Origin of the sequence: Ferrigenium straubiae (assembly GCF_051257895.1) — a bacterium.
GTDB classification, from domain to species: Bacteria; Pseudomonadota; Gammaproteobacteria; order Burkholderiales; family Gallionellaceae; genus Gallionella; species Gallionella straubiae.
Window position 1 is genome coordinate 193494 of sequence record NZ_CP194331.1, and the last position, 23961, is coordinate 217454.

Consider the following 23961-nt stretch of genomic DNA (forward strand, 5'->3'; position numbering starts at 1 on the left):
ATGGAACTGCACCAATTCTTCCTGTTCCTGGCCATCATCCTGATTTCGGCGCGGGCGTTTTCCGAGGCGGCGGCGCGTCTCGGCATTCCCTCGGTGATCGGCGAACTGCTGGCTGGCCTGCTCATCGGCCCTTCGCTGCTCGGATGGGTATCGCCGGACACCACCATGAAACTGCTCGCCGAGATCGGCATCATCCTGCTGCTGTTCGAGGTGGGCATGGATACGGATTTGAGCCGGCTCGCGCGCTCCGGCAGCAAGCCCGTCGTCGTGGCGGTGCTCGGGTTTGCGCTGCCGTTCGCGTTGGGATACGGCATCAGTACCTCGGTGTTCGGTCTGGATAACTTCACTTCGCTGTTCATCGGCGGGACGCTCACCGCCACCAGCATCGGCATCACGGTGCGCGTGCTGGACGACCTCGGCAAGCGTCACTCCGACGAGGCTCAAATCGTGATCGGCGCGGCGGTGCTGGACGACATCCTCGGCGTGATGGCGCTGGCCTTCATGTACCAGTTCACGATAGAAAGGGAGGTCTCCCTGCGCGCGCTGGGAGAGGTCGGTTTTTACATTTTGCTGTTCATGCTGCTCGCGCCGCTGGTCGCCAAGCTGGCCTCGGGGGTGATCGAGCACTTCGAGCAGCATGCCGCCACGCCGGGGCTGCTGCTCACCATGGCGCTGTCGCTGATCCTGCTGTTCTCCTGGCTCGCGCATGCGGTGGGGGCGCCGGAGATCATGGGCGGTTTTGCCGCAGGGCTGGCGTTCAGCCAGCACTTCGGTTTCCGGCTATGGATGGGGAAACACCCGGCGCTTGAATTCAAGCCCAGCCCGAAACTGGCGCACCGGCTCGAAGAGCAGGTGCGCCCGCTGATCCATACCTTCTCGCCGCTGTTCTTCGTGATGGTCGGCGTGTCGCTCAACCTCAAGGCGGTGGATTGGGGCTCCGCGTTCATCTGGGAGCTGGCGGCCTTGCTGCTGCTGGTTGCCTTCCTTGGCAAGTTCGCGGCAGGTTTTGCCATCTGTGAACCGCGCCGCAACCAGACGGCCATCGGTCTGTCGATGATTCCACGCGGCGAAGTCGGGCTGATCTTCGCGCAGCTCGGCTTCAGCCAGGGCATCCTGACCGGCGAACTGTACGCCGCCCTGCTGATCGTCATCGCGCTGACCACCATCGCGCCGCCGTTCCTGCTCAAGTGGTTCTACGGGAGGGATGGCTCAGCCTGAGCTGGTTTTTTCGATTCCTCGTGGACTAGTCGTTCGTCCAAAACGGCTGCTGGTGCAACTTCACGATCAGCGGCTATTTGGTGATCTGTCGAACCGGGGCGCCGGAGCGCTCATCGACAAGGGCACTTATTGCACGATGCCGAGCTTTCTCGACCACCAGGGGGTGATGGCCGGCAGCAGGGTCAGGGTCCAGATGACCACCCAGGCCGTCAGCGGCATGAGCAGGGTCAGTTCCGGAAACTGTGCGACGGTGATGACCGCCAACACGACGGGGATCACGCCCGTCTCCCGTACCACGCTCAGGAAGAGCTTGTCCTTGATGCCGAGATCGGTCGGCAGCAGGGATAGCATGACCGCCACGGGCCGGGCGGCGAGGATGAAGATGAGTGATACCACCAGGCCCAGGACTGCGGTATCCCGCAGATCGCCCAGCGAGACGAAGGGGCCGACCATCATGAAGATTGTCGGCTTGGCGATGCTCTCGATCTTGATCTCCATGGTGTGCAGCGTCTTGTGGAAGTATTCCTTGCCATGGTTGTAGTTGGCGAGCAGGCCGGCGACGAAGGCGGCCAGGAAGCCATTGCCATGGATCAGTTGCGCCAGCAGGAAGGTGACCAGCGGAATGGCCAGCACCATCGCGAAATCGTAGGCGGTCTCTCCGACATCGCGCTCGTTGTCGCGCGACTTGTAAATCTCATAGCGGTACATCGCGCCCCAGCCGATGATGCCGGCGATGGCGCCGAACAGGAATTGCCCGCCGAGGTGCAGCATGTTGTCGGCACTGAACAGCCCGGCAACCATGGCATTCAGTGAATCCACGGAATTGCCGGCCAGGATCATGGCCGCGGTGGCCCCCACGAAGATGGCGCCCACCGCATCGTTGAGGGCGCTTTCCGCGACGGCAATGTCGGCGAGGCGCTTGTACTGGTTCTTGAAGACGATGCCTTTCAGGGTCGGGATCAGCGCCGCCGGATCGGTGGAGCCGATGATGGCGGCGAGCAGGGCGGCGGTCTTGCCATCCAGCCCCAGTGCCATCAGGACCGGGAACATGGCGAAGAAGGTGATGAGATAACCCACGAGGGCGATCATCAGGGTAGGGAAGGCGATCCTGGCAAAGTCGCGCCGCTCCACTTCATCGCCCCCCCCCTTCAGGATGATCGCGGCCAGTGCGGTACAAACCACCACTGCGAGCATCATCTGCGTGGCGATGGGCGCCAGGGCGTCGTGCAGGACGATGCCCACCAGCAACTGCAGGGTGAAGTTCGGGAATACGGTGCCCTCGGACAGCTTGCTGCACGCCCAGCCGAACACCAGGAACAGTCCGAGGCACCACAACGAGTTCGCGATCGCCGTCTCGGTGCCGCCAAGATGGGCAATGCGTTCGAGGATTGACGGGGCGGCGAGGTTCAGCAGGTAGGCGACGGCAAACAGGCCAGCAATTTTTATGTAGTTCATGATTTGGATATTCTTGGGCAAGCGATGTACTAGGAAACCGCGTGAAGTTAATAATTGACTGTTGGATATGAGTGAGTGCTTGTCTATTTGTTTTTGTACTATTTACTGCGTAGGCACACGCAGGCGATATTATCATAGTAAGTGAACCATCGAAACGATTAGGCTCGCACTGCCATTTTGGGTGTTCGATGGAATAGGCGGTTAAATTGGCGCTTGCATTGAAAGAGCATAATGGAAACCACAGCCTTACTTGAATTGGCCAAGCATGTCCGGCTGGTATTCGGCATCATCCCCGCCGTCGGAATCTTCTCCGGCCTGCTCGTGTGATTGCTCCGCGTACCCGATGTGGTGGTGTTTCTGCTGGTTGGCATGCTGCTTGGCCCTGTGCTGGGTATCGTTTGCCGAAGGGCTGGTATCAGGAGTCGTGGGGTACTCGCGAGCCGGAGTCGATTGCGGGGATGGATTGCGAGTGAGACGGTGGATGCGCTGTGCTTATCCACCCTACGGGACTGCAAATGACCAGGCCGGGCGATCCGGCACCTTTCACAAAAAACATAAGTTTCCTGCACAGATCTGGTTCACCCCTCCAGTCAATAGGCCGGAATATATAGGCATTTCGGCATATAGGTATCTTCCGGTTCCGGTGGTAGATTTCTCGTCACGAAATCTAACCAAGGCGCCGCCGATGAACACCGAAAACATTGCAAAGCCAGTAGAAATCAAATCATTCAGCCTGCAGGCCGAAATTATTCGGCAGATACAGGTCAACAACGGGCAGACTCCCTGCTATGCCACATCCAACAGTGATTACTGCGACAAGAAGGAGTGCGGCTGGCGTCATGACTGCTTCGATGATGCCGGCGAAGGCGGGTAATCGGATCGCTGCATCATTCGCGCATCAATCTGGCAGGCCATGCGCCCTCAATCCAAACAAAAACGACACCGCGAGGGTGTCGTTTTTGTTTGTTGGTGGGGCGGGGGCACCCGAACACTCTCTCTATTATTGGGTTTGCGTGATGAGCAATGCACCAATGCCCCCGTCGATGCCCCCTACTGGCTGATGTGACTCATCATTTTGCCTGTAACGTGTCTGGCCGACGTAGACTTTTCTTGGTTCTTATCGTCCCACGCGTTTTTATAAGTCTGTGTAACGCCAATACGTCTACGGATCAATGTTGATCCGCGTATGGGCGGTGGCGACACTCCTCCCATAATGGCATTAAAGCGGAGTTTGTGTAATTACGTCTATACATTACAACATTATGAATTTAATGAGATTTATTGATTGACTGGCATGGGATTTTAGTTAAAATAACACTGTCGCCGCCGCTCATTTTCAGGGAATGTGAAAATGAGCGAACAGCAATTGCGTTTCATCGGTCTGAAGACCGTTTGCAACATCACCGGTTTGTCCAAGTCCACTATCTACGGTGGTCGAATATCTGATTTCCCCAGGCCTGTAAAAATCAACGGTATTGGTGCTGCCAAGCAAAGCGGTTCACGTTGGGTTGATAGTGAGATCCGGGCTTGGATGGCATCGCGTATCCAGCTTCGCGATGCGCAATTGGTTTCGGCATCATTGCCGGCCACAACCAAGCAGCAGCCCACCAAACCAGTCTCGCAATAGGCTGTCTCATGAGACACGATACTTTGACGGCGCAGGCCGAGCGGCCTCGCATCGCCGATTTGGTCGCTGCTGCGCAAAAACGTGCGGCAATCAAAACAAAACAGGACGCAGCCACGCCGCTGCAAATGTTATTGCCAGGCATGGATGAGTTAATGCGAGCCATGCCTAACTTGCTGGCCAGATCATCTCTGTGCGCTCCGGTCGCCAAAGGTAAGCGAAAAATGCATAGCGGAACCGTGCTTGTGTCGCGGAAGGATGCGGTTATCGAGTATTGGGGGGAGCAGCTCGATGAAGCGGATGCGGACATCTTGTTGCAGCTGACCTTCCGGGCTCGGCATTCGGCGCTCGGAACCGCTGTCACAATTAACCGGGCTGCTTTCCTTCGGGAACTGGATCGAGCAACGGGGAAGCACGACTACGATTGGCTACACCGGCGACTAAAAGCGATGTCGGCAGCCACTTTGATCGTCGAGGCAAAGTCATCAGACGGAACCACCAAATATAGGATCGGTGACACAAAGACATTTCACATCCTTGCGGGTTTTGGATATGACGCGCGAACGGAGGCATACACCTACACGCTCGACCCGCAATGGCGGGTGCTATTTGGCAATCGCGAATTCGCGCTGATCGACTGGCCGAAGCGTTTGCAGATCGGGCGCGGACAGGATATGGCCAAGGCGCTCCAACGCCTCGTGGCCACGTCCTCGAATCGGCAACAACAATACGCCCTCGAATGGCTCCAAATAAAGTTGCAGTATACGGGGCGAATGCGTGATTTTAGGGGGGCGATGAACCGCGCAATGCACGAACTCGAGCGGATAAATGTAATCGCCAGGGGACGCATCGAAACCAGTACCAAGGGCAAGGAGCAGGCCGCATGGACGAAACTGTAGCCATCGGGATAGCGTCGCGCCCCCATCGGGATAGCGTCGCGCTCTATCGGGATAGCGTCGCGCTCTATCGGGATAGCGTCGCTCCCCATCCACGCAAACCTGCGCCAGCTTTGGCGTTTAGCGAGGTGAGTCGCTCGTTACCTTTTTTTTACCTATTTTTACCGGCGGATGTTCCCAGCGACACTGTGGATAATTTGTTGCGCCAGGCGCGGGGTACCCCTTCGGGGTTCCCCCACCTTCGGCGGCTCCCCCTCCCCAACAATGGCAAGCCGCCTGTGCGGCTTGGGTCATTGGGTGGATTCAGCGAGCACAGGTACACGAACCGCAGCGCGGCAAGCCGCTTGCGTCCCCTATGCGCCGCCTGCGCCTTCGGCTTGCCGGGGGCAAAGGGGCGGCGCGATCGCGCCGTTCGTGAGAGTGATCCAGGTACTCAAAACTTTTAAACCGTCTGCTAGACAGCAGCGTAGTCAACATAAGGAAATTCGATCATGCTCCAACTACTTCATCCAGCCATGAAAATGACCCGAGCCGAGAAGCTGGCGCGAGCAGAAGAGAAACGCCGCCGAGTAATGCATTTTCTCGCAAGCGGAGAGGGATATAGCACCATATCCATTCTCTCGCGTGTAATGGGAGTCAGCGAACAAACCGCTTTGCCGATGCTCAAAAAACTCGTTGAGGAAAGAATGCTGCGAGTGGACAAAAATGCTGTTCCCTTCAGCAATCTAAAACTATGGGGAATATCAGATCACGGTTTGGCCGTGACGGAAACAGCAGATCCACGATGTTCGGCATTCGTGGTTGGAAGAACAAGCCCCAATTTTGTTGCACATCATATCGACGGGCAGCATGTCAGGCTCAACCTGGAACAGGTTGGCTGGACAAACTATGTGCCAGGCAGGTTGCTGCTGGCAAACAACGATCAACGACAACACAAGTGTATTCCAGATGCACTTGTGACCAGTCCAAATGGCTGCAAGGTGGCCATCGAGATCGAGCGCCACGTGAAAAGTCGCACTCGACTTGCGCAGGTTATTGCAGCACACCTGCAGCAGGTCCGGTCGGGGCAATACAAATATGTTTACTACTTCACCCCTCATCGTGTCGCTTTAGAGCGTGCATTTTTATCCGTACCTGCCATCAAAATCGATGGGGCTTGGGTAAAGCTTACGGACGGACATAGATCAATATTTCGCATATTTGACATGGATTCCAGCCCGAAAGAAATTGCCGATCAGCGGGTAACAATTGATCTCACTTTATGATTGCTCGCCGTGTTTTTTTCTCGTGGATAGTCGCCTTTTGCCATCCACGAGAAAGCGCCACGAGTATTACTCACGATGTTGCCATTCCTTTCATCACCTCACACCAAGCCCTGCTTGGAGTGAGGATCGAAACGCATGGTGTGGCTCAAAACCCGCGCCACAACTGCATAAAAGCATCCCTAGGGACGGGGCTGGGAAGCGCCCCTTCTCGCTGTCGCTCGACCCGGGCAAGTCAACTGCGCGCAAGTCCCCGAAAGCCGCGCTCCGCGCTCGGGCAACCCGTTTAAGACGCCGCTTTTTCGCTGTCGCTCAAAAACGCCTTTAAACGGGTTGCCCGAGCGCTTCGCGTTCGACGATGAAACCGTCGAATCCTGACGATGAAACCGTCAGGACCGGGACTTGCGGGGCTTCGCCCCCACCCAAATATTTGACCTCGGTGCGGTCTGGACGATGAAGCCGTCCAGCCCTTACTCGGCGCAAATATTCGGGCGGCTCCCCCATCCCTTCGCTTGCGCTGCGGGAGGACTGCGCTCGTCGCTTGTCCCCAATTCGCACGATGAAGCTGTGCGAATCGGTTCCCCTGCGCCCTTCGGTTGCCGACCTGCTTCGCAGGGGCTACGCCCCAATCCGCTGCGCGGATCGGTCCCCAAACTCGCGCACATAGGCGCTCGCTTACTTTCGCCCTGGCGGGCTCATTTTGAACTGGCCAGCGGATGAAGCTGCTGGCCGTAGGTGCGCTACGCGCGGATTTTGTTTGGCCTTGCAGTGCAGGACTCCGAATATCTGCATCACTCCTGAGTTGCTACGCCCTTGACGCGAATCCTCCCCCAGCCGGCAAACAAGCGCACGGGCGTTGTGTGCTGCGCACGACTTTTGTCTGTGTGTTGATGCGCTTCGCGCAATTTCTAACTGCGTGCTTGCAAGAGGCCGAGGCAGTGCTCGGACGATGAAGCCGTCCTGCGCGCTGGCCGCACCAACCCCTTGCATTGTTTCCTAATCGGCTGAGGGCTGATGTCGCTGGGCGCAGCAACTCAGGAGTGATGCAGATAAATGCAGCGCAAGTCTGTACCGCAAGGAAAGCAAAGGCGGGCGAACAATCTAGGAATGATGCGATGAACCTCAAAAGCTTCAACTATATGAAAGGAACCGAATTCAATGAACGCCAGCTCTGGCTGCCATTCGGGGATGCTGTTGGCATGGTCCTACAGATCATGGCGGGCGTGAAGCAACAGGCTGCAGATTGGTTTCGGGCTTGGGTAAGGGAGTTCAGGGCATTACGTAAAGTGCCACTGCCAGAACAACAAACCTTCGCGTTTGGCTCTCCTTTTAGGTCGGCATTGGACGACCTGGTTATCGGAAAGCGATTGCCCTATTACGCTTATGCATAAGATGTTATGCATTTCAGAAATGCCGTACTTAATCCAGTAGCTCCGCCATTTTGCCATTTCGTCTGCACCATTACTTCATCATATTTGCCATATTTGGCTTGTTTAAAATCCCATTGCACTTATATATAACTAATTCATTGATTGCAAATAATATTGACGACCTGAGAAATATGTAGATAATAAAAAAAGAATAAGGCATAACCCAGCCTATCGCTTGGCAGCAATAATGGGCCCCAAGGACAATCAGTATTCCCGGGCGAAACTCGACACACCGTCGATGAGCACGCACAAGAAAGTCGGAAACGACGTGGAATAGTTGCAGATAGCACGCCCACCGGGAAGCCGGTGCAAAAACACACTAACGTATTGCATTTCCCTCCCCGCAGAAGCACCTGCAGGTAGCCATGCTCCAGAGGCCAAAGGCCAGAAAGAGTATTGCTACCATGTTACTCATTAGCCACAACTCTACGCCAAGTATCTCAGCAAACGAGCTGAGGACCACAACTATGCGAATTGCTTATGGCCTGCATGGCTGTGATCCTCGTCTATTACCGCGAGACGACCAAATAGCTGCACTCGCAAGTGCAGCTAGGTATGGCCAAGAAGAATTCGTGGTTACGCTTGTCTCACTTTTGCCATCTGATTTGCGCTTACCGGCGAGCCGAATTTGGGATCAACTAGCCTAGCCAAAGGGCAGATCCATGTCATCGTTGACCATTTACACACTGGGCGATATCCCCACGTTCACCGGAGTATTAAATGCGGTTGCGATGGTATTCCAGAGCGGTGCATTCACCGGTCCGGGCATCGGACTAGGTGCGGCCGTGGGTCTGGGCTTGCTCGTTTCCTTGGGAGTCCTGCTTCTGGTCGGCGGCGCGATCGCGATGTTTCAGGGTGGTGGCGCAGGCCCGGGCAACTGGGCGATGTTGTTGGTGCTGATCCTCGTGTATTCGGTGGCCACGCAAAAGGTCGATTTGCAGATCGAGGACTACTACACCGGCACCGCCACCACGGTCGCCAACGTCCCATTCGGCGTGGCCGTACCTGGTGCGATCATCTCATCTATCACACGGTCTGTTGCGGACAAGATGGAGGTAGGGTTTTCCACGGTGGACGGTAATTACATTTCCCTGTCGAGCGATGGTTTTGCCAGCCCTCTGCAGCTCATGCTTTCAATGCGTGGGGGTAAATACGCGTTGCCAGACGCGGATCCATTCCTGGCGGCCAACATCAAGGTTTTCGTGCTGGACTGCGTGGCGGGAAGACCGGGCTTCAGCCCCAATGCTTTTGCAAAGCAGAACATTCCAGGCGTCAACAACCCGATCGCATACATCACGACGCCCGGCGTGTATGGCGGGGGCCTGACGGTCATTTTCTCCGATGCCGATCCCGCCGGCATCGGATCCGCGTGTGCCGATGCCGCCACCAATATCAAAAACAAGATGGATGCTTTTGTCGGGCCGGGAATAAATTCTGCAATGTCGGCCTTTATCAATGCCAACATGAATAAACGGGCAAGCCCCAACACGGCGACGCCCAATAAATACACCGCCGACGATATTGTCGACGTGCACGGAAAAATGATCAACGGCATATGGGGAGCATCCCAAACAGCCCAGGATTTCATGATCACGGCGCTGACCTCGGGCACGATCAGCAATGCATACAATTGCGGGTTGTCCAATTCCAGCTACGCCACATACAACCAATGCACCATGACCATGACGCAATCCATGGAGCAATGGAAGATCGATGCTGCAGGGGGCGCTACAGGGTTCTCCAAGGCGATGATGCCGGCGATGAATATCTTGCTGGCCATGTTCTTCGGGTTCGCGCCGTTGATGTTTGTGTTCATGATGATGGCGGGCGCGCAAGGGCTCGGCATTCTGGTGAAATACATGTTCTTCGGGATCTGGTGCCAGACCTGGTTGCCGTTTGCCGTGGTGATCAACTACATCGGCGAAGTCATGGTGAAGTCTGAATTCCTGCGTCTGGCTGCCGCGGCGCCAAACGGCCTCAATCCGGCAACGGTGCCGGCCTTCTATGATGCGCTGTCTGTGAAGCTGGCCGTTATCTCGGACATGCTCGCCGCGGTGCCGCTGATCTCGATGGCGCTGATGTCCGGATCGATCTATGGCCTGACGAAGATCGCAAGCAATATGGGCAAGGATAAGGTCGATGAGAAGGGGGCTGCACCGGGTGTGCAGGAGACGGCCCCGCTCATGAGGACAGCGCCGGTTGGCTCTCAGAACGAGGCGAGAAGCGTAATGAATCCACATACAAGAGGGGAAACCGCGGGCGGATCCACGCTCCCTTCTTTGTCAGTTGGTGCGACGGCTCAACAAGCCCGTGCGAATGCCGAGAAATCAGCTGTTGCAGCGAGCACGGCTTATGGGCAGGCAGTTAAATCCACCGTGGCATCGACTTACGGGACAACGGATCAGGATCAGGCGATGCGATCGTTTGGCAGAGAGATTGGATCGAGCCGCGAAGAAGGCGATCAGTGGATATCAGACCGCGCCAGGGCCGCGAGCGAAAAAGTTACGCTTACACAAGAGCAAAGCGATGCACTTAAGGGGATCGCTGGAGCATCGGTTGGTATCAGTTTGGGCGCACTTGGGGCCAAAGGCGGAATTGAATATGCTCGCACAGCGCTGGCAAAAAAATCATGGGCGAAAGGCATTGATCTCACGTCGATGATCAAAGAGGCGCAATCTGTAGGCACTAAAGATACGTTGTCTGCGTCATTCCAATCCGGGAATTCGCACTCTCATACTGCCATGAGAGCATTGCAGCACGGATCCACTGATGAACTGTCGAGAGCAGAAAACCTGGTGGAGTCTGCTGGTCGCGAGGCATCGATTACATCTGCGTTGTCTAGAAGTGTTGGTTTGACCCAAGGCAAGCCCGTGGATCAATGGTCTGGGGATATTGTCAGAATGGGCAGAAATGCTGAACTGGCATCGGCTGTTTCTCGCAGGGGGCTTCGGGCTGAAGCCAAACATTTCAGGAATGAGTTGCGGAGTATGGGAATGAAAACGGAGGCGCAAATAGAGGTCGCCGGGAATTTGTTGGCGTTGGCCAACTCGGGCTCGACCGGCGCGAACGGTGATGCCATCTATGCGATGACAGGCGACGCGACGATGCGCAATATGCCTGAGATTAGCAGTCCCAATACGACAGCGGTGGCGCCCGAAAGAGTGACGGCATTTAAGGGTGATGTAGATGCTGGGATTGTTAAGGGGCAAGCTGCTGCTAATCGCGCAGTGCCAAATTCAGTGCCATCTAGCAGGTCCCCACAACAGGTTCATGATGCGCGAGGTGGGGGCGAGGCCCCGGGTTTGGGCGTGCTCCAGAACAGGCAAGATCCGGGCACCATATACAACAGTGCCCCTATCAACCAAATACAACGCCCATGGGACGGACTTGACGATATTCCAAAGTGACATACATAAAGATTTGCGTATACTTTGCGAGCGACATTTTTGAAGACTTTGCGGGGATTACAGAAATGATGAACCGGCTAACATTGTTAGAGGATGTGATCATCCTCGATCATATGATAATCAATCATCGTCTCTGGTTATTCCAATCCCCATTCGGCACCCTCGGTCGAAAAACTCGTGCTCTTCTTCCGTCAGCGGACGCACGGAAGAAACCAGTGAATCGATCTGATGCATCAGCAAACCAAAAAAATGTTTCAACACAGCACACCTTCTTTCTTTTTGTCCCACCACCGTTGCGGCAGAAAATTCAATCTCGATGTGTCCATTCTGCATACTTTTTCCGTTTGGTCAAAACATTTTTGCGGTAAGCAATCTGGAGTGAAACTACTTGAATCAAGGAGGCTTTATGGCATCACGTGACTTAATAAATTCCAATACGCTTCTAATTGAGGTGTTGCGTGCGCGCCCCAAGAGCGCGCGCATCGCAGTGTATCTGATGGTGGCTAACATCTTCATCCTGCAGGCCATCAGCGGATGGCACTATTTGATTGGCACAATACCCCTGCTTCAGCTCAACGCTAACCTGCTGGTGTATTCCACGCTGTTGTTCCTGCCCTGGCGAATATGGCTGGCCGGCGGCCACAGTCGTGTTGCTTATACGCTATTGATCTCCTCGTCTATCTCCTGGGCTGTTGTGCCTGCGTTTTTCGGGATTGTCCCCGATGCTTTTGCGGATCGTCTGATGTTGTTCTCAATAGTGATTCCTGTGCAATTGGCATCGCTAATTTCCCTGTGTTTACCGGCAACAACAGCGTGGTTTTCGATGGTTGAGAAAGCGAGGGTTCAATGAAGTCGGCTAATAAATTGGGAAAAATGCATCCATACAATTCGATCACGCTATCCTGCAATCCGTTTGGTGTGGAAAGAACAACGGGGGCTTTCTTCGTGGAGCGGCGAATCATCGAATTTTTTAAGAGACAAATTGACACCTTGCCAAAAAACGATTGCACAGCAGGTTATTTGTCCGGTGAGCTAATGGCTTGGGGATTGGTTAAGCTTATCAGTGAGGAAACTGAGAGAGAGCTTGAGGGGTTGTTGTGTAAGGAATGGTCCGCAGTGTTTGAGGCTAGGCTACAGAAATAATATGCGGGTGCTCCAACTGGGCTTGGTGGGGTTGTTGATCTGCTTGCAATCAGGCATTGCTCAAGCCGCACCGACTTGCATAAAGACCGGAGAGGTTTGCGTAGATGCCACGCCGTGCAAGACGATTTCCGGCGTTCAGGTTTGTCTTGCCGGCGTCACGTTGCCGGCAGGCGCGGTAGCATTGGCCGATACCTGCTGGCACTACACAGCAACCTATGATTGCGCCGGGGGAATGCAGAGTACGTGCCAGCCGCTCATTGACAAGGGGTGTGGGCTGACAAAGTCCAATTGCATTACCTATCGTAATGATGGCGTGACTTGTTCGGCATACGAACAAACATACCAATGCACTCAAACTCCGGCCGTATCTTCGACCGGGACCACTTGCGGCGCCACCACTTTTTGCTTGAACGGCCAGTGCTTCGATCTTGCCCGCCCGCAGAACCATGATATGCAGAAAACGGCTGCCATGATGGAACTCGCGCGCCAGGCGGGAAATTATCAGGATCCTGCGACCATGCAGTTTTTCAAGGGCACCGGCAATAACTGTGTGAACGCACTATTTGGGCTTGCTAACTGCTGCACGGTCGGGGCCGCGCCGGGGATGTCGAATGCTGCGCAGATTGGCACTGCTACGGCAATCAACCTTGGGTCTTCATACGTCATGGATGCGCTGGGCGGCAGCACAGGATCCGCACCGAACCTTTTCAGTCAAGCCTACAGCTACCTACAAAGCCCAAGCTGTACTGCCTTGCCTGGCACTACGCCGTTCAGCTTCATGGGCGTATCGGTGAACTTTACTGGCACACCGATGTTCTCTTTTGATCCGACATCGCTGGCCATCTCGCTGGCCATCATGGTAGTGACCGATCTCCTTTCCTGTACGCAGGACGAAAAAATGCTTTCGATGAAGCGGGGGGAACGGCTATGTATCGGGACTGGCAGTTATTGCTCCCAGAAAGTCCCGCTGCTGGGAATATGCCTGGCTGTTACCGAAACCTACTGCTGCTACAACTCGCGTTTGGCGCGTATTATCAACCAGCAGGGTTGGGCGCAACTTGGAACCTCAGTTAATGCTTCATGCGATGGATTTACCCAGGCGCAGTTGAGCTCGATTGATTTTTCCAAGATGGACCTGACTGAGTTCATGGCTGAAATCAAATCGCAGATCGATATCCCGAAAATTCAGGCCGACATGCAGGCGCGCCTCAACGCAATGGGCAATGCGAATGGGCCAACCAGCCCGACAGCCAATACGCCGGTTTTGAATCCAAGCGCAGCGGGTGGATATACGGGCGGATTCCGGCTTGTCGCGCCATAAATGTCTGGTCAGAATTTGCGTTGTATGCATAATTGGCGCATGAGTTACTTTTGTTTGTTCGGCCATGGAAGTTGGGGGAATCTACACATGAAGCATCTATTCTCGCTCTCTATCTTGTTGCTTTCGCTCAGCGCATTTGCGGATGAGTCGTCATCCGGCGCGGTGTCTGCTGTTGTGCCAATCGCTGAGGTTGGTTCGGCATCGGGCATGAGTGAGCCGCCGCAATACAAGGTCAGCAAAAATATCGTAGGGTTGTTTGGCAGTACCTTCAACCCTGTTTTCAAGGAACCCGGCAAAAAGGTGTTCATCGAATTCGTCAGCCCGAAGATGCCCAGAGACTCGACCGACGAAAAGATAAAACAGGCAGTCATCGAAGTTTCCAATGCCGTGGACATGCTGAGCGGAGAGGCCCGCAAGGTGTTGGCGAAAGGCGGGATAACCGTGATTGAAGACAAGGCCGATGCCGACATTGCATTCGAGATTGTTGCAGCGCAACTTCATTATGGGCACGACCATGCACACCCTATTATCGTGCCGTATCTGGGGATTGCCGCAACGACTGACTGGGATGATCTTCAGCGCAAAATGAAGCTGCAGAAACCTGGCGCAAGAGCAGGCTTGGACGCCGGTATTTTTTTCGGCCCTGCCATGGCTTTGCTTTCTGGTGTGACAAGAGCCGTTGCCGACCAGCACAGCGATGATTTGGTGGAAGATACGTCGCCTGTCGAGCAGGGGATGTTGCTGGTGGTCGAAATGTATATCAAGAAAAATGGCGAGTTTAAGAGGGAGCAGCGCGATTGGCCGAGGGCGCAGTTGGAAAAACCGAGCACCTATATTTATGCCAAGCCGGATCAGCTTTTTGCTGATGCCGTCGAGTGCATTATTTCCTGTACCCGTTAGGAGCTGTGATGCGTCGAATTCTGTTTTGTTTGCCCATGCTGGCCACGCTCCCCGCGTACGCCGAGATCCGCGATGCCGGCGAGGTGGACAAGGCCGGTATGGCAACCATCTGGCGGCAGGTGGTCGGCGGGGATGATGGCTTGGCAGTCAATGCTGTGCTGGTCGGCGAACTGGCGGCAAAGATCCGCGAAACAACCGGATCGCCTGGTCCATATAAGGCGACTGTCAGCCGCGTGAAAAAATACCGCGAGCCGGGTTGCGCGCGCATCCGTATTGCGTATGTGTTTCCGGCCGCCAGAACGGTCGATGGAGGCCGGCGGGATGCGGATATAAGCTATGAACAGAATTTCTGCCTCGATGGCCATATACCTCGCGAGACGATTGATTTGAACGCAGTACCGAACAATAAAGGAGATATTTGATGAATGAGTTCATACGAGGCTTTATCAAAGGCGCCAAAGAAACCCCTCGTGGCTTTTTTGCACCCGTTATTGCCATCTGGCGGCTCTTATTGGATACCACTGAATCGCTCGTTGAGCCGAAGAATGCATCGAGCGTCAGAAACCTAAATGGAGGTTGTAATGGACTATCGCAGAATCATCATCAATAGTGTTCGCCTTTACTTTGCACCTCTGGTTGGTGCGTGCAGAGGTTGGCGTGCGGAAGCATTGAAGTACGAAAGACGGTTTCGAGACTGCAATTATGTATAAGCTCAAAACGTGGTTATATGAGTTTGTTGCTAGTAAGGAATTTGTGACTGGAGGCGTAAGCTTGCTTCTCATGCTTTCAATTGCACCTGCTATTGGCCCCATATGGGTGGACTAAATGACCATTGATACGTTAATTTTTTCCGTCCTCGCTACGCTGGTTTTGCTCGTGATTTCGATTTACGCGAACAAACATCGTTCAGAGGATGGCCACAAAAGCGGCAAGAAACACCAGAACGGCGGCGGGCACGTCTAGATCAAAAAGCAAGCGGTCCGCTCTATGAGCGGCCGGTATGTTGGGCTCGCACATGGCGCGTACTGGGTTGCTTTTCCCAGCACGCAAGCCAGGTGTGAGCAGACAAGCGATAGCGCGTCAGGTACGAGCGCCGCCTATGGAAATTCCCTCTCGCCGTTGGCGTGGGCTGCGCCCGTCGAGAGGGCTTTTCCACAGGCTAAATAGCTTTGCTGCAACTACACCTTAACCCGATTTTTTGAACGGCAGCACCGTCGCACCAGCACGTAACCCGTCCAGATAACCCGCCCAATTCTGCATCATTTTTTTCCGTTCATCGAGCCGCAGCAAGTGCGTTTCTCTCTTGTAAGCTGCGCGTACCTGGTCTTGGTCCGCGTGAGCTAGTTGCAGCTCGATCAGCCGCACGTCATAGCCGAGCTGTTCCAAGTTCGTCGAGGCCATTGCCCGGAAACCGTGCCCAGTCATTTCTTCACTTGTATAGCCCATGCGCCGAATCGCGGACAGAATCCCATTATCAGAAAGGCAGCGAGTGGCAGACATGGGAGAGGGGAACAGATATTCACTTTCATGCACCTTGCGCAACTCTTGTAGAATTGCCGTAGCTTGGTCAGACAATGGCACAACGTGCGGGCGCTTTGCCTTCATCCTTCCTGCTGGGATCGTCCACAGTCTCGCTACCAGATCGAGTTCTTCCCACTTGGCTTGCCGCAGCTCGCCAGGTCGAACAAACACCAAAGGCGCTAGTTTCAACGCCAGTCGCACCACCTCAGAACCCTTGTATTCGTCGATATTGCGCAGCAGCCTCCCGATTTCAGATGGTTCTGTAATAGCGCCCAAGTGGATTTCCTTGGCCGGGGGCAACGCGCCACGCAAAGACATCGTTACATCATATTCTGCACGCCCGGTACTGACTGCATACCGCCACACCTGGGCACAGTTCTGCAATAACCGGTGCGCGGTTTCAAGCGCTCCACGCGCTTCAACCCTGCGCAGCACAGCCAACAATTCAATAGGCTTCACTGTATTTATCCCGACACCCTTGAAATGTGGGAATAGGTCACGCTCAAGTCGGCGAATAATTTTTGAAGCGTGACTGTCCACCCATTGTGGGCTGAACTTACTGAACCATTCCCTGCTGATGGCTTCCACCGTTTCCAATGCTTCGGGTGATGCAGCAGCGGATGCGATTGCAGCGCTTCGGGCTTCTTTTTTCACTTCCATGGGATCGAGCCCCGCCGCGAGCAGCTTGCGTGCTTCCAGTGCCGATTCGCGTGCGTTCTTGAGGCTTACTGCTGGATACAACCCAAAAACCAGTCGCTTCTCTTTTCCAGCAAATCTGTATTTCATTCGCCAGCTTTTTGCGCCGCTCGGCAAAACCTCCAAATACATACCTTGCCCGTCAGCAAGCTTGTACGCCTTTTCGCGTGGCTTTGCGGCTGCTGCGGCCTTGTCGTTTAGTTTCATTATTTTCTCCACTTGATGCTGGCGTGTGCTCATGATGCCCCCTGTGTGTCAGAAAGGCAAGAAATGCCCCTTGTAATGCCCCCAAAATTGCCGGACGCTGTGGCACGTATGGGGACGATATGGGACAAATGCGGAATGACTGGTGCGCGCCAGATAGCTTGGTTTTATTGATTTCTTGCGAAGAAAAAGCCCGGCTGGTAAGGCCGGGCTTTTGTTTGAAGTGGTGGAGGCGGGGGGAATTGAACCCCCGTCCGCAAGTCCTCTACAGATAGTTCTACATACTTAGCCAGGCTGTTTGATTTGATCCCGGACACGCCAACCGGCGGGCTGGTACGGGACGAGTCACCTTGAGTTTAATGTCCAGCAAAGTGACCCTGCTCGACACGATCCCATGTTAGGACCTCGCTCATCTCGGCCTTGCGGCTTTGAGCCTCCCCATGGGAGAGAAGGTGCGAGGTCTAGCTGACTAAGCAGCTAAAGCGTAGTTTTCGTCGTTTGCGACTAGTTTTTTCCAGCTGATTTACGAGGTGGCGGGTCCTCGGTATGCCCTACGCTGCTTTGCAACCCACGTCGAAGCCAGGTCGCCCCCGGTTCGTTGTTCGTTTAAAGCGTGCCGAATTGTAGCACGCTGTATCAGAGGCCGAGGAAGCGGATTAGTTCCGTGGGGTGGTTGACGCTGCCCTGGGCGTTCCAGTTCTCGACCGAGGCGTCGGCTCCGACGTAGCCGTAGCCGGCGATGATGCCGGGCATGGCGGCGGCGTTGGCGGCCTGCATGTCGCGCAGGTCGTCGCCGAGGTAGAGGCAGTGGGCGGGGGCGGCGCCGGCCAGTGCGCAGGCGTGGAGCAGCGGCTCGGGGTGCGGCTTGGCGTGCGCGCAGGTGTCGCCGCTGACGAGGCAGGCGGCGCGCTCGGCATAGCCCAGCGCCTGCATCAGCGGATCGGTGTAGCGCTGCGGCTTGTTGGTGACGATGCCCCACTGGATGCCGCGCCGCTCCAGCTCGTTCACCAGCTCGGCCATGCCGGTGAACAGGCGGGTGTGCACGCAGATGTTGCGCTCGTAGTAGCTGAGGAAGATGTCGCGCAGCGCATCGTAATCCGGCGCATCCGGCTCGATGCCGAAGCCGAGCCTGAGCAGGCCGCGCGAACCGTGCGAGGCCTGCGGGCGGATGGTCTCCAGCGGCAGTGGAGGAAGGTTGCGCGCGGTGCGGGTGTGGTTGAGCGCGGCGGCGAGGTCGGGCGCGGTGTCGGCGAAGGTGCCGTCGAGGTCGAACAGGACTGCTTTGATCACCGTCAATCCTTGCGGCAGGCGACCATGTAGTTCACGTCCGTATCGCTGCCCAATGAATAAATCTGGCTGAGCGGGTTGTAGCTCATGCCGATGAGGTCGGTCACATTCAGCCCCGCGTGGCGGCAGAATTGCGCGAGTTCGGAGGGCTTGAGGAACTTGTCGTAGTCGTGCGTGCCGCGCGGCAGCAGTTTGAGCACGTATTCCGCACCGACGATGGCGAACAGGTAGGACTTCGGGTTGCGGTTGAGTGTGGAGAAGAACACCCAGCCGCCCGGTTTGACCAGTTTCGCGCAGGCCGTGACCACGCTTTGCGGGTCGGGCACATGCTCGAGCATTTCCAGGCAGGTGACGACGTCGTAATGGCCGGGCTGCCCGGCCGCGAGGTCTTCCACGGCGATCTTGCGGTAGTCGACGCTGCGGCCGCTTTCCAGCAGGTGCAGCTTGGCGACCTGCAGCGATTTGTCGGCGAGGTCGATGCCGGTGACGTTCGCGTTCAATCCGGCCATGCTCTCCGACAGGATGCCGCCGCCGCAGCCGACGTCGAGCACGGTCTTCCCGGCCAGGCCGGCGTGGCGGTCGATGTAGCCGAGGCGCAGCGGGTTGATGTCGTGCAGCGGCTTGAATTCGCTGTTCGGGTCCCACCACTTGTGGGCGAGTTGCGAGAATTTGTCGAGTTCGACGGGATCGGCGTTGGTCATGGCATGGAACCTGATTGATGAGGGGCTGACTTTAACAAAACTTGCCGCTTCGGCCAAATGGTATCGCCATCCATGCGGGTGGCTCGGGGTGGTGCCGCTGTGCTAAAATGCGCGCTTTGTTATACGCCGATTGCCTTTAGGTCAGAGCATATTCATGGAACAGAAATTCGCCAAAGAAACCCTGCCGGTCAGCCTTGAAGAGGAAATGCGCAAGTCCTACTTGGACTATGCGATGAGCGTCATAGTCGGGCGCGCGCTGCCCGACGTGCGCGACGGCCTGAAGCCGGTGCACCGTCGCGTGCTGTTCGCGATGCACGAGCTTTCCAACGATTGGAACCGCGCCTATAAGAAGTCCGCGCGTATCGTCGGCGACGTAATCGGTAAGTACCACCCCCACGGCGATACGGCGGTGTACGACACCATCGTGCGCATGGCGCAGGATTTCTCGCTGCGCTACACGCTGGTGGACGGGCAGGGCAACTTCGGCTCGGTGGACGGCGACAACGCGGCGGCGATGCGTTACACCGAAATCCGCATGGCGAAGATCGCCCACGAACTGCTCGCCGACCTGGACAAGGAAACCGTCGATTTCGGGCCGAACTACGACGGCTCCGAGCATGAGCCGCTGGTATTCCCGGCGCGCTTCCCCAATCTGCTGGTGAACGGTTCTTCCGGTATCGCGGTGGGCATGGCGACCAATATTCCGCCGCACAACCTCTCCGAAGTGGTGGACGCCTGCCTCGCGCTGCTGAAGAACCCGGACATGGACATTGAGCAGCTCATCGAATACGTGCCCGCACCCGACTTCCCGACGGCGGGCTTCATCTATGGCCTTGCCGGGGTGAAGGAAGGCTACCGCACCGGCCGCGGCCGCGTGGTGATGCGCGCGCGCACCCACTTCGAGGACATCGGCAAGGGCGAGCGCCAGGCCATCATCATCGACGAGCTGCCCTACCAGGTGAACAAGGCCAACCTGCTGATGAAGATCGGCGAGATGGTGCGCGAGAAGACGCTGGAAGGCATCTCGGAAATCCGCGACGAATCGGACAAGTCCGGCATGCGCGCGGTGATCGAGCTGAAGCGCGGCGAGAACGCCGACGTGATCCTGAACAAGCTGTACAAGGCGACCCAGATGCAGGACAGCTTCGGCATCAACATGGTCGCCATCGTGGACGGCCAGCCGAAGCTGTGCAACCTCAAGGATGTGATCGAGGCGTTCCTGCGCCACCGCCGCGAAGTTGTCACGCGCCGCACCATCTTCGAACTGCGCAAGGCGCGTGAGCGCGGCCATATCCTCGAAGGCCTTGCGGTGGCGCTGTCCAACGTGGACGAGATCATCGCACTGATCAAGGCAGCGCCGACGCCCGCCGACGCCAAGCGCGAGCTCATGGGTCGCGCCTGGCGCTCCTCTCTGGTCGAGGATATGCTATCCCGCGTCAGCGACGCATCGCGCCCCGAAGACCTCGCGCCCGAGTTTGGTTTGCGGGGCGAGGGCAAGGCGCGCGGCTACCACCTTTCCGATGCGCAGGCGCAGGCGATCCTGGAGTTGCGCCTGCAACGCCTGACCGGACTGGAGCAGGACAAGATCGTCGGCGAATACCGCGAGGTGATGGACAAGATCGCCGACCTGCTGGACATCCTCGCCAAGCCGGAGCGCGTCACCACCATCATCGGCGACGAACTGACCGCGGTGAAGGCGCAGTTCGGCGACAAGCGCCGCAGCGAGATCATCACGCACACGCAAGAGATGAGCATGGAAGACCTGATCGCGCCGGAAGACGTGGTGGTCACCTTGTCGCACGGCGGCTACATGAAGGCGCAGAAGCTGGACGAATACCGTGCGCAGAAGCGTGGCGGGCGCGGCAAGCAGGCGACGGCGACCAAGGAAGACGATTTCATCGACAACCTGTTCATCGCCAACACCCACGACTACATCCTGTGCTTCTCCAACCGCGGCCGCGCCTACTGGCTGAAAGTCTACGAAGTGCCGCAGGGCAGCCGCATCTCGCGTGGCAAGCCCATCGTGAACCTGCTGCCGCTGGCCGAGGGCGAGAAGATCAATGCCGTGCTGCCGGTGAAGGAGTTCAGCGAGAATAAATTCGTATTCTTCGCCACCGCCGACGGCACCGTGAAGAAGACCGCGCTGTCGCAGTTCGCCAACCCGCGCAAGGCCGGCATCATCGCCATCGCGCTCGATGAGGGCGATTTCCTGATCGGCGTGGCGCTGACCGACGGAAAACACGACGTGATGCTGTTCTCCGACGAGGGCAAGGCGGTGCGCTTCGACGAGAACGACGTGCGTGCGCTGGGCCGCGACACGCGCGGCGTGCGCGGCATGAACCTGGCCAAGGGCGGCAAGGTGATCTCGCTGCTGGTGGCCGAGAACGAGGAACAGAGCGTGCTGACCGCGACCGAGAACGGCTACGGCAAGCGCACGCCTATCGCGGAATACACCCGCCACGGGCGCGGCACGCAGGGCATGATCGCGATCCAGACCACGGCGCGCAACGGCAAGGTGGTCGCGGCAACGCTGGTGAACGCAGACGACGAGATCATGCTGATCGGCACCAACGGCGTGCTGATCCGCACCCGCGTCAAGGAAATCCGCGAGATGGGGCGCTCCACGCAGGGCGTCACGCTGATGAACGTGGAAGAGGGCGAGAAGCTGGCCGGCCTGAGCCGCATCGCGGAGCCGGAAGAAGAATAAATGACGATCTACAACTTCAGCGCAGGCCCGGCCGTGTTGCCGAAAGAAGTGTTGCTGCAGGCGCAGGCGGAATTGCCCGACTGGCGCGGCAGCGGCATGTCGGTGATGGAGATGTCGCACCGCGGCAAGGAGTACATGGGCATCCACGCGCAGGCCGTGGCCGATCTGCGCGAGCTGATGGGCATTCCCGCCAACTACAAGGTGCTGTTCCTGCAGGGTGGCGGGCATCTGCAGTTCTCGATGGTCCCGCTGAACCTGTTGCGTGGCAATGCTTCCGCCGATTACGTCAACACCGGCGAATGGTCGAAGAAGGCCATCGGCGAGGCGCAGAAGTTCGGCAAGGTGAACATCGCGGCGAGCAATGCCGACAAAAACTGCACCTATGTTCCGGCCTTCGACACCTGGCAGCGCGACCCCAACGCAGCCTACCTGCACTATTGCCCGAACGAGACCATCGGCGGCGTGGAATTCAACTGGGTGCCCGACACCGGGGACGTGCCGCTGGTGGCGGACATGTCGTCCAACATCCTGTCGCGCCCCTGTGACGTGTCGAAGTTCGGATTGATCTATGCCGGCGCACAGAAGAATATCGGCCCGGCGGGGCTTGCCGTGGTGATCGTGCGCGAAGATTTGCTCGGGCAGGCCGCACCGGGCACGCCGACCATGCTGGACTACAAGATCCACGCCGATGCCGATTCGATGTACAACACGCCGCCGACCTACGGCATCTACATCGCCGGCCTGGTGTTCCAGTGGCTGAAGAAGAACGGTGGCGTCGCCGCGATGGAGCAGGTCAACATCGCCAAGGCCAAACTGCTGTATGCCGCAATCGACACGAGCAACGGCTTCTACAACTGCCCAGTGGCGAAGAGTGACAGGTCGCGCATGAACGTGCCGTTCACCCTGAAGGACACGAGCCTCGACGGCGAATTCCTCAAGCAGGCCGAGGCGCGCGGGCTGCTCCAACTCAAGGGGCATCGCTCGGTGGGCGGGATGCGCGCTTCGATCTACAACGCCATGCCGCTTGCGGGCGTGCAGGCGCTGGTGGATTTCATGAACGACTTTGCCAGGCAACGCGGTTAGGCCTTAGACAGGGACAAGCATGAGCGAGAAACTGAAACAGCTCCGCGAACAGATCGACCGCCTGGACGACGAGATGCTGACGCTCGTCAATCGGCGTGCCACGCTGGCGCAGCAGATCGGCCACCTCAAGGAAAACGGCGTGGTGCTGCGCCCTGAGCGCGAGGCGCAGATCTTGCAGCGCCTGCAGGGCAGCAACCAGGGGCCGCTGAGCAATGCCGCGGTGGCGCAGCTGTTCACCGAAGTGATGTCGCAGTGCCGCGCGCTGGAGGCGCCGCTCACGGTGGCCTACCTCGGGCCGGAGGGGACGTTCACCGAGGCGGCGGCGCTGAAGCGCTTCGGCAGCGCGATACAGAAATTGCCCTGCGCGACCATCGACGACGTGTTCCATGCGGCGGAAAGCGACGCGGCGCATTACGGCGTGATTCCGGTGGAGAATTCCACCGAGGGCGCGGTGGGGCGCACGCTGGATCTGTTGATGCACAGCCCGCTGCAGATATGCGGCGAGGTGATGCTCGCGATCCACCAGTGCCTGCTGTCGCAGCATTGCGAACTTGGCGAGATCAGGACCGTGTACTCGCATTCGCAGTCGTTCGGGCAGTGCCAGAACTGGCTGAACCAGCATTTGGCCGGTGCAGTGCTGGTGCATGTTTCCAGCAACGCCGAGGCCGCGCGGCTGGCCGCAGAGAACCCGCACAGCGCGGCCATAGCCGGCAGCCAGGCGGCGGAGCTGTTCGGCCTGAACCTTTGCGTGAAAAATATCGAAGACGACGCCAAGAACACCACGCGCTTCCTGGTGCTGGGCAATCAGCAGGTCGCGCCTAGCGGCAACGACAAGACCTCAGTGGTGTTGTCCGCCGCAAACCGCCCCGGCGCGGTGCACGACCTGCTGGTTCCGCTGGCGAAGCACGGTGTTTCGATGACCAAGTTCGAGTCGCGCCCGGCGCGTTCCGGATTGTGGGAATACGTGTTCTACATGGACGTCGAGGGGCATCAAAGCGATGCCAAAGTAGCCGCCGCGCTGACCGAACTCAAGCAAGTCGCCGCATTCATTAAAATTTTAGGGTCATACCCTGTTGCCGTGTAGACGGCTGTTTTGGAGTAAGTGC

Annotated in this window: 22 protein-coding genes and 1 other RNA gene; 17 read left to right on the forward strand and 6 right to left on the reverse strand. The window is 57.1% G+C overall.

Features of this window, described 5'->3' with window-relative positions; genetic code table 11:
• Positions 1-1218 (forward strand): cation:proton antiporter, encoded by a 1218-nt coding sequence (locus ACRRNM_RS00930; protein ID WP_435626373.1) that lies wholly within the window; start codon positions 1-3, stop codon positions 1216-1218.
• A gap of 126 nt (positions 1219-1344) precedes the next feature.
• Here the strand turns inward: ACRRNM_RS00930 and ACRRNM_RS00935 are convergent, their stop codons facing one another.
• Entirely contained in the window at positions 1345-2673 is a 1329-nt protein-coding gene (locus tag ACRRNM_RS00935; RefSeq protein WP_435626374.1) for a cation:proton antiporter domain-containing protein, read from the reverse strand.
• Positions 2674-3358: 685 nt separating this feature from the next.
• Here ACRRNM_RS00935 and ACRRNM_RS00940 point away from each other — a divergent pair.
• From ACRRNM_RS00940 to ACRRNM_RS00965, 6 genes are all read left to right on the forward strand, one after another.
• Positions 3359-3547 carry a hypothetical protein gene (locus ACRRNM_RS00940; protein ID WP_435626375.1) on the forward strand — a complete coding sequence of 63 codons (189 nt, stop codon included), beginning with the start codon at positions 3359-3361 and terminating at the stop codon, positions 3545-3547.
• Between the two features lie 477 nt (positions 3548-4024).
• Complete coding sequence (locus ACRRNM_RS00945) at positions 4025-4300, forward strand: helix-turn-helix transcriptional regulator (protein ID WP_435626376.1); 276 nt, start codon at positions 4025-4027, stop codon at positions 4298-4300.
• Positions 4301-4308: 8 nt separating this feature from the next.
• On the forward strand, positions 4309-5196 hold the full coding sequence (locus ACRRNM_RS00950) for a hypothetical protein (RefSeq protein ID WP_435626377.1): 888 nt from the start codon (positions 4309-4311) through the stop codon (positions 5194-5196).
• Positions 5197-5684: 488 nt separating this feature from the next.
• Positions 5685-6458 carry a hypothetical protein gene (locus ACRRNM_RS00955; RefSeq protein ID WP_435626378.1) on the forward strand — a complete coding sequence of 258 codons (774 nt, stop codon included), beginning with the start codon at positions 5685-5687 and terminating at the stop codon, positions 6456-6458.
• 1112 nt (positions 6459-7570) lie between these two features.
• Positions 7571-7846, forward strand: coding sequence for a hypothetical protein (locus ACRRNM_RS00960; protein ID WP_435626379.1), 276 nt, complete (start codon positions 7571-7573; stop codon positions 7844-7846).
• A gap of 701 nt (positions 7847-8547) precedes the next feature.
• Positions 8548-11292, forward strand: a complete 2745-nt coding sequence (locus ACRRNM_RS00965) for a conjugal transfer protein TraG N-terminal domain-containing protein (RefSeq protein ID WP_435626380.1) — start codon at positions 8548-8550, stop codon at positions 11290-11292.
• Between the two features lie 120 nt (positions 11293-11412).
• Here ACRRNM_RS00965 and ACRRNM_RS00970 read toward each other — a convergent pair whose 3' ends face one another.
• Positions 11413-11625 carry a hypothetical protein gene (locus tag ACRRNM_RS00970; RefSeq protein ID WP_435626381.1) on the reverse strand — a complete coding sequence of 71 codons (213 nt, stop codon included), beginning with the start codon at positions 11623-11625 and terminating at the stop codon, positions 11413-11415.
• A 73-nt stretch (positions 11626-11698) separates the two neighbouring features.
• Between ACRRNM_RS00970 and ACRRNM_RS00975 the strand changes: the two genes are divergently transcribed.
• The 7 genes from ACRRNM_RS00975 to ACRRNM_RS01005 all read left to right on the forward strand — a co-directional run bounded on the left by ACRRNM_RS00975 (position 11699) and on the right by ACRRNM_RS01005 (position 15619).
• Positions 11699-12142: a hypothetical protein gene (locus ACRRNM_RS00975; protein ID WP_435626382.1), complete on the forward strand. Its 444-nt coding sequence runs from the start codon at positions 11699-11701 to the stop codon at positions 12140-12142.
• Positions 12139-12435, forward strand: coding sequence for a hypothetical protein (locus ACRRNM_RS00980; RefSeq protein WP_435626383.1), 297 nt, complete (start codon positions 12139-12141; stop codon positions 12433-12435). Before ACRRNM_RS00975 ends, ACRRNM_RS00980 begins: the two co-directional genes overlap by 4 nt.
• A 1-nt stretch (position 12436) precedes the next feature.
• Complete coding sequence (gene traN, locus ACRRNM_RS00985; protein ID WP_435626384.1) at positions 12437-13756, forward strand: conjugal transfer protein TraN; 1320 nt, start codon at positions 12437-12439, stop codon at positions 13754-13756.
• A gap of 87 nt (positions 13757-13843) precedes the next feature.
• Positions 13844-14656, forward strand: a complete 813-nt coding sequence (locus ACRRNM_RS00990; protein ID WP_435626385.1) for a hypothetical protein — start codon at positions 13844-13846, stop codon at positions 14654-14656.
• A gap of 8 nt (positions 14657-14664) precedes the next feature.
• Positions 14665-15078: a hypothetical protein gene (locus ACRRNM_RS00995; RefSeq protein WP_435626386.1), complete on the forward strand. Its 414-nt coding sequence runs from the start codon at positions 14665-14667 to the stop codon at positions 15076-15078.
• Positions 15078-15266 (forward strand): hypothetical protein, encoded by a 189-nt coding sequence (locus ACRRNM_RS01000; RefSeq protein WP_435626387.1) that lies wholly within the window; start codon positions 15078-15080, stop codon positions 15264-15266. The genes ACRRNM_RS00995 and ACRRNM_RS01000 overlap by 1 nt, the downstream gene beginning before the upstream one ends.
• 215 nt (positions 15267-15481) lie before the next feature.
• Positions 15482-15619 (forward strand): hypothetical protein, encoded by a 138-nt coding sequence (locus tag ACRRNM_RS01005; protein ID WP_435626388.1) that lies wholly within the window; start codon positions 15482-15484, stop codon positions 15617-15619.
• A 222-nt stretch (positions 15620-15841) separates the two neighbouring features.
• Here ACRRNM_RS01005 and ACRRNM_RS01010 read toward each other — a convergent pair whose 3' ends face one another.
• From ACRRNM_RS01010 to ubiG, 4 genes are all read right to left on the reverse strand, one after another.
• The gene (locus tag ACRRNM_RS01010; protein WP_435626389.1) at positions 15842-17113 is read right to left on the reverse strand and encodes a tyrosine-type recombinase/integrase; all 1272 of its coding nucleotides are present in this window, start codon (positions 17111-17113) and stop codon (positions 15842-15844) included.
• Positions 17114-17301: 188 nt separating this feature from the next.
• Positions 17302-17669: a transfer-messenger RNA gene (gene ssrA / locus ACRRNM_RS01015) on the reverse strand.
• Positions 17670-17713: 44 nt separating this feature from the next.
• Positions 17714-18367: an HAD-IA family hydrolase gene (locus tag ACRRNM_RS01020; RefSeq protein WP_435626390.1), complete on the reverse strand. Its 654-nt coding sequence runs from the start codon at positions 18365-18367 to the stop codon at positions 17714-17716.
• A 2-nt stretch (positions 18368-18369) separates the two neighbouring features.
• Positions 18370-19065 (reverse strand): bifunctional 2-polyprenyl-6-hydroxyphenol methylase/3-demethylubiquinol 3-O-methyltransferase UbiG, encoded by a 696-nt coding sequence (ubiG, locus tag ACRRNM_RS01025; RefSeq protein WP_435626391.1) that lies wholly within the window; start codon positions 19063-19065, stop codon positions 18370-18372.
• 154 nt (positions 19066-19219) lie between these two features.
• Between ubiG and gyrA the strand changes: the two genes are divergently transcribed.
• Genes gyrA through pheA form a run of 3 tightly spaced genes read left to right on the forward strand, consistent with a single transcriptional unit; the run spans position 19220 to position 23939 of the window.
• Entirely contained in the window at positions 19220-21772 is a 2553-nt protein-coding gene (gene gyrA, locus ACRRNM_RS01030) for a DNA gyrase subunit A (RefSeq protein WP_435626392.1), read from the forward strand.
• Positions 21773-22855 (forward strand): 3-phosphoserine/phosphohydroxythreonine transaminase, encoded by a 1083-nt coding sequence (serC, locus tag ACRRNM_RS01035; protein WP_435626393.1) that lies wholly within the window; start codon positions 21773-21775, stop codon positions 22853-22855.
• A gap of 19 nt (positions 22856-22874) precedes the next feature.
• Positions 22875-23939: a prephenate dehydratase gene (pheA, locus tag ACRRNM_RS01040; RefSeq protein ID WP_435626394.1), complete on the forward strand. Its 1065-nt coding sequence runs from the start codon at positions 22875-22877 to the stop codon at positions 23937-23939.
• Positions 23940-23961 lie beyond the last annotated feature (22 nt).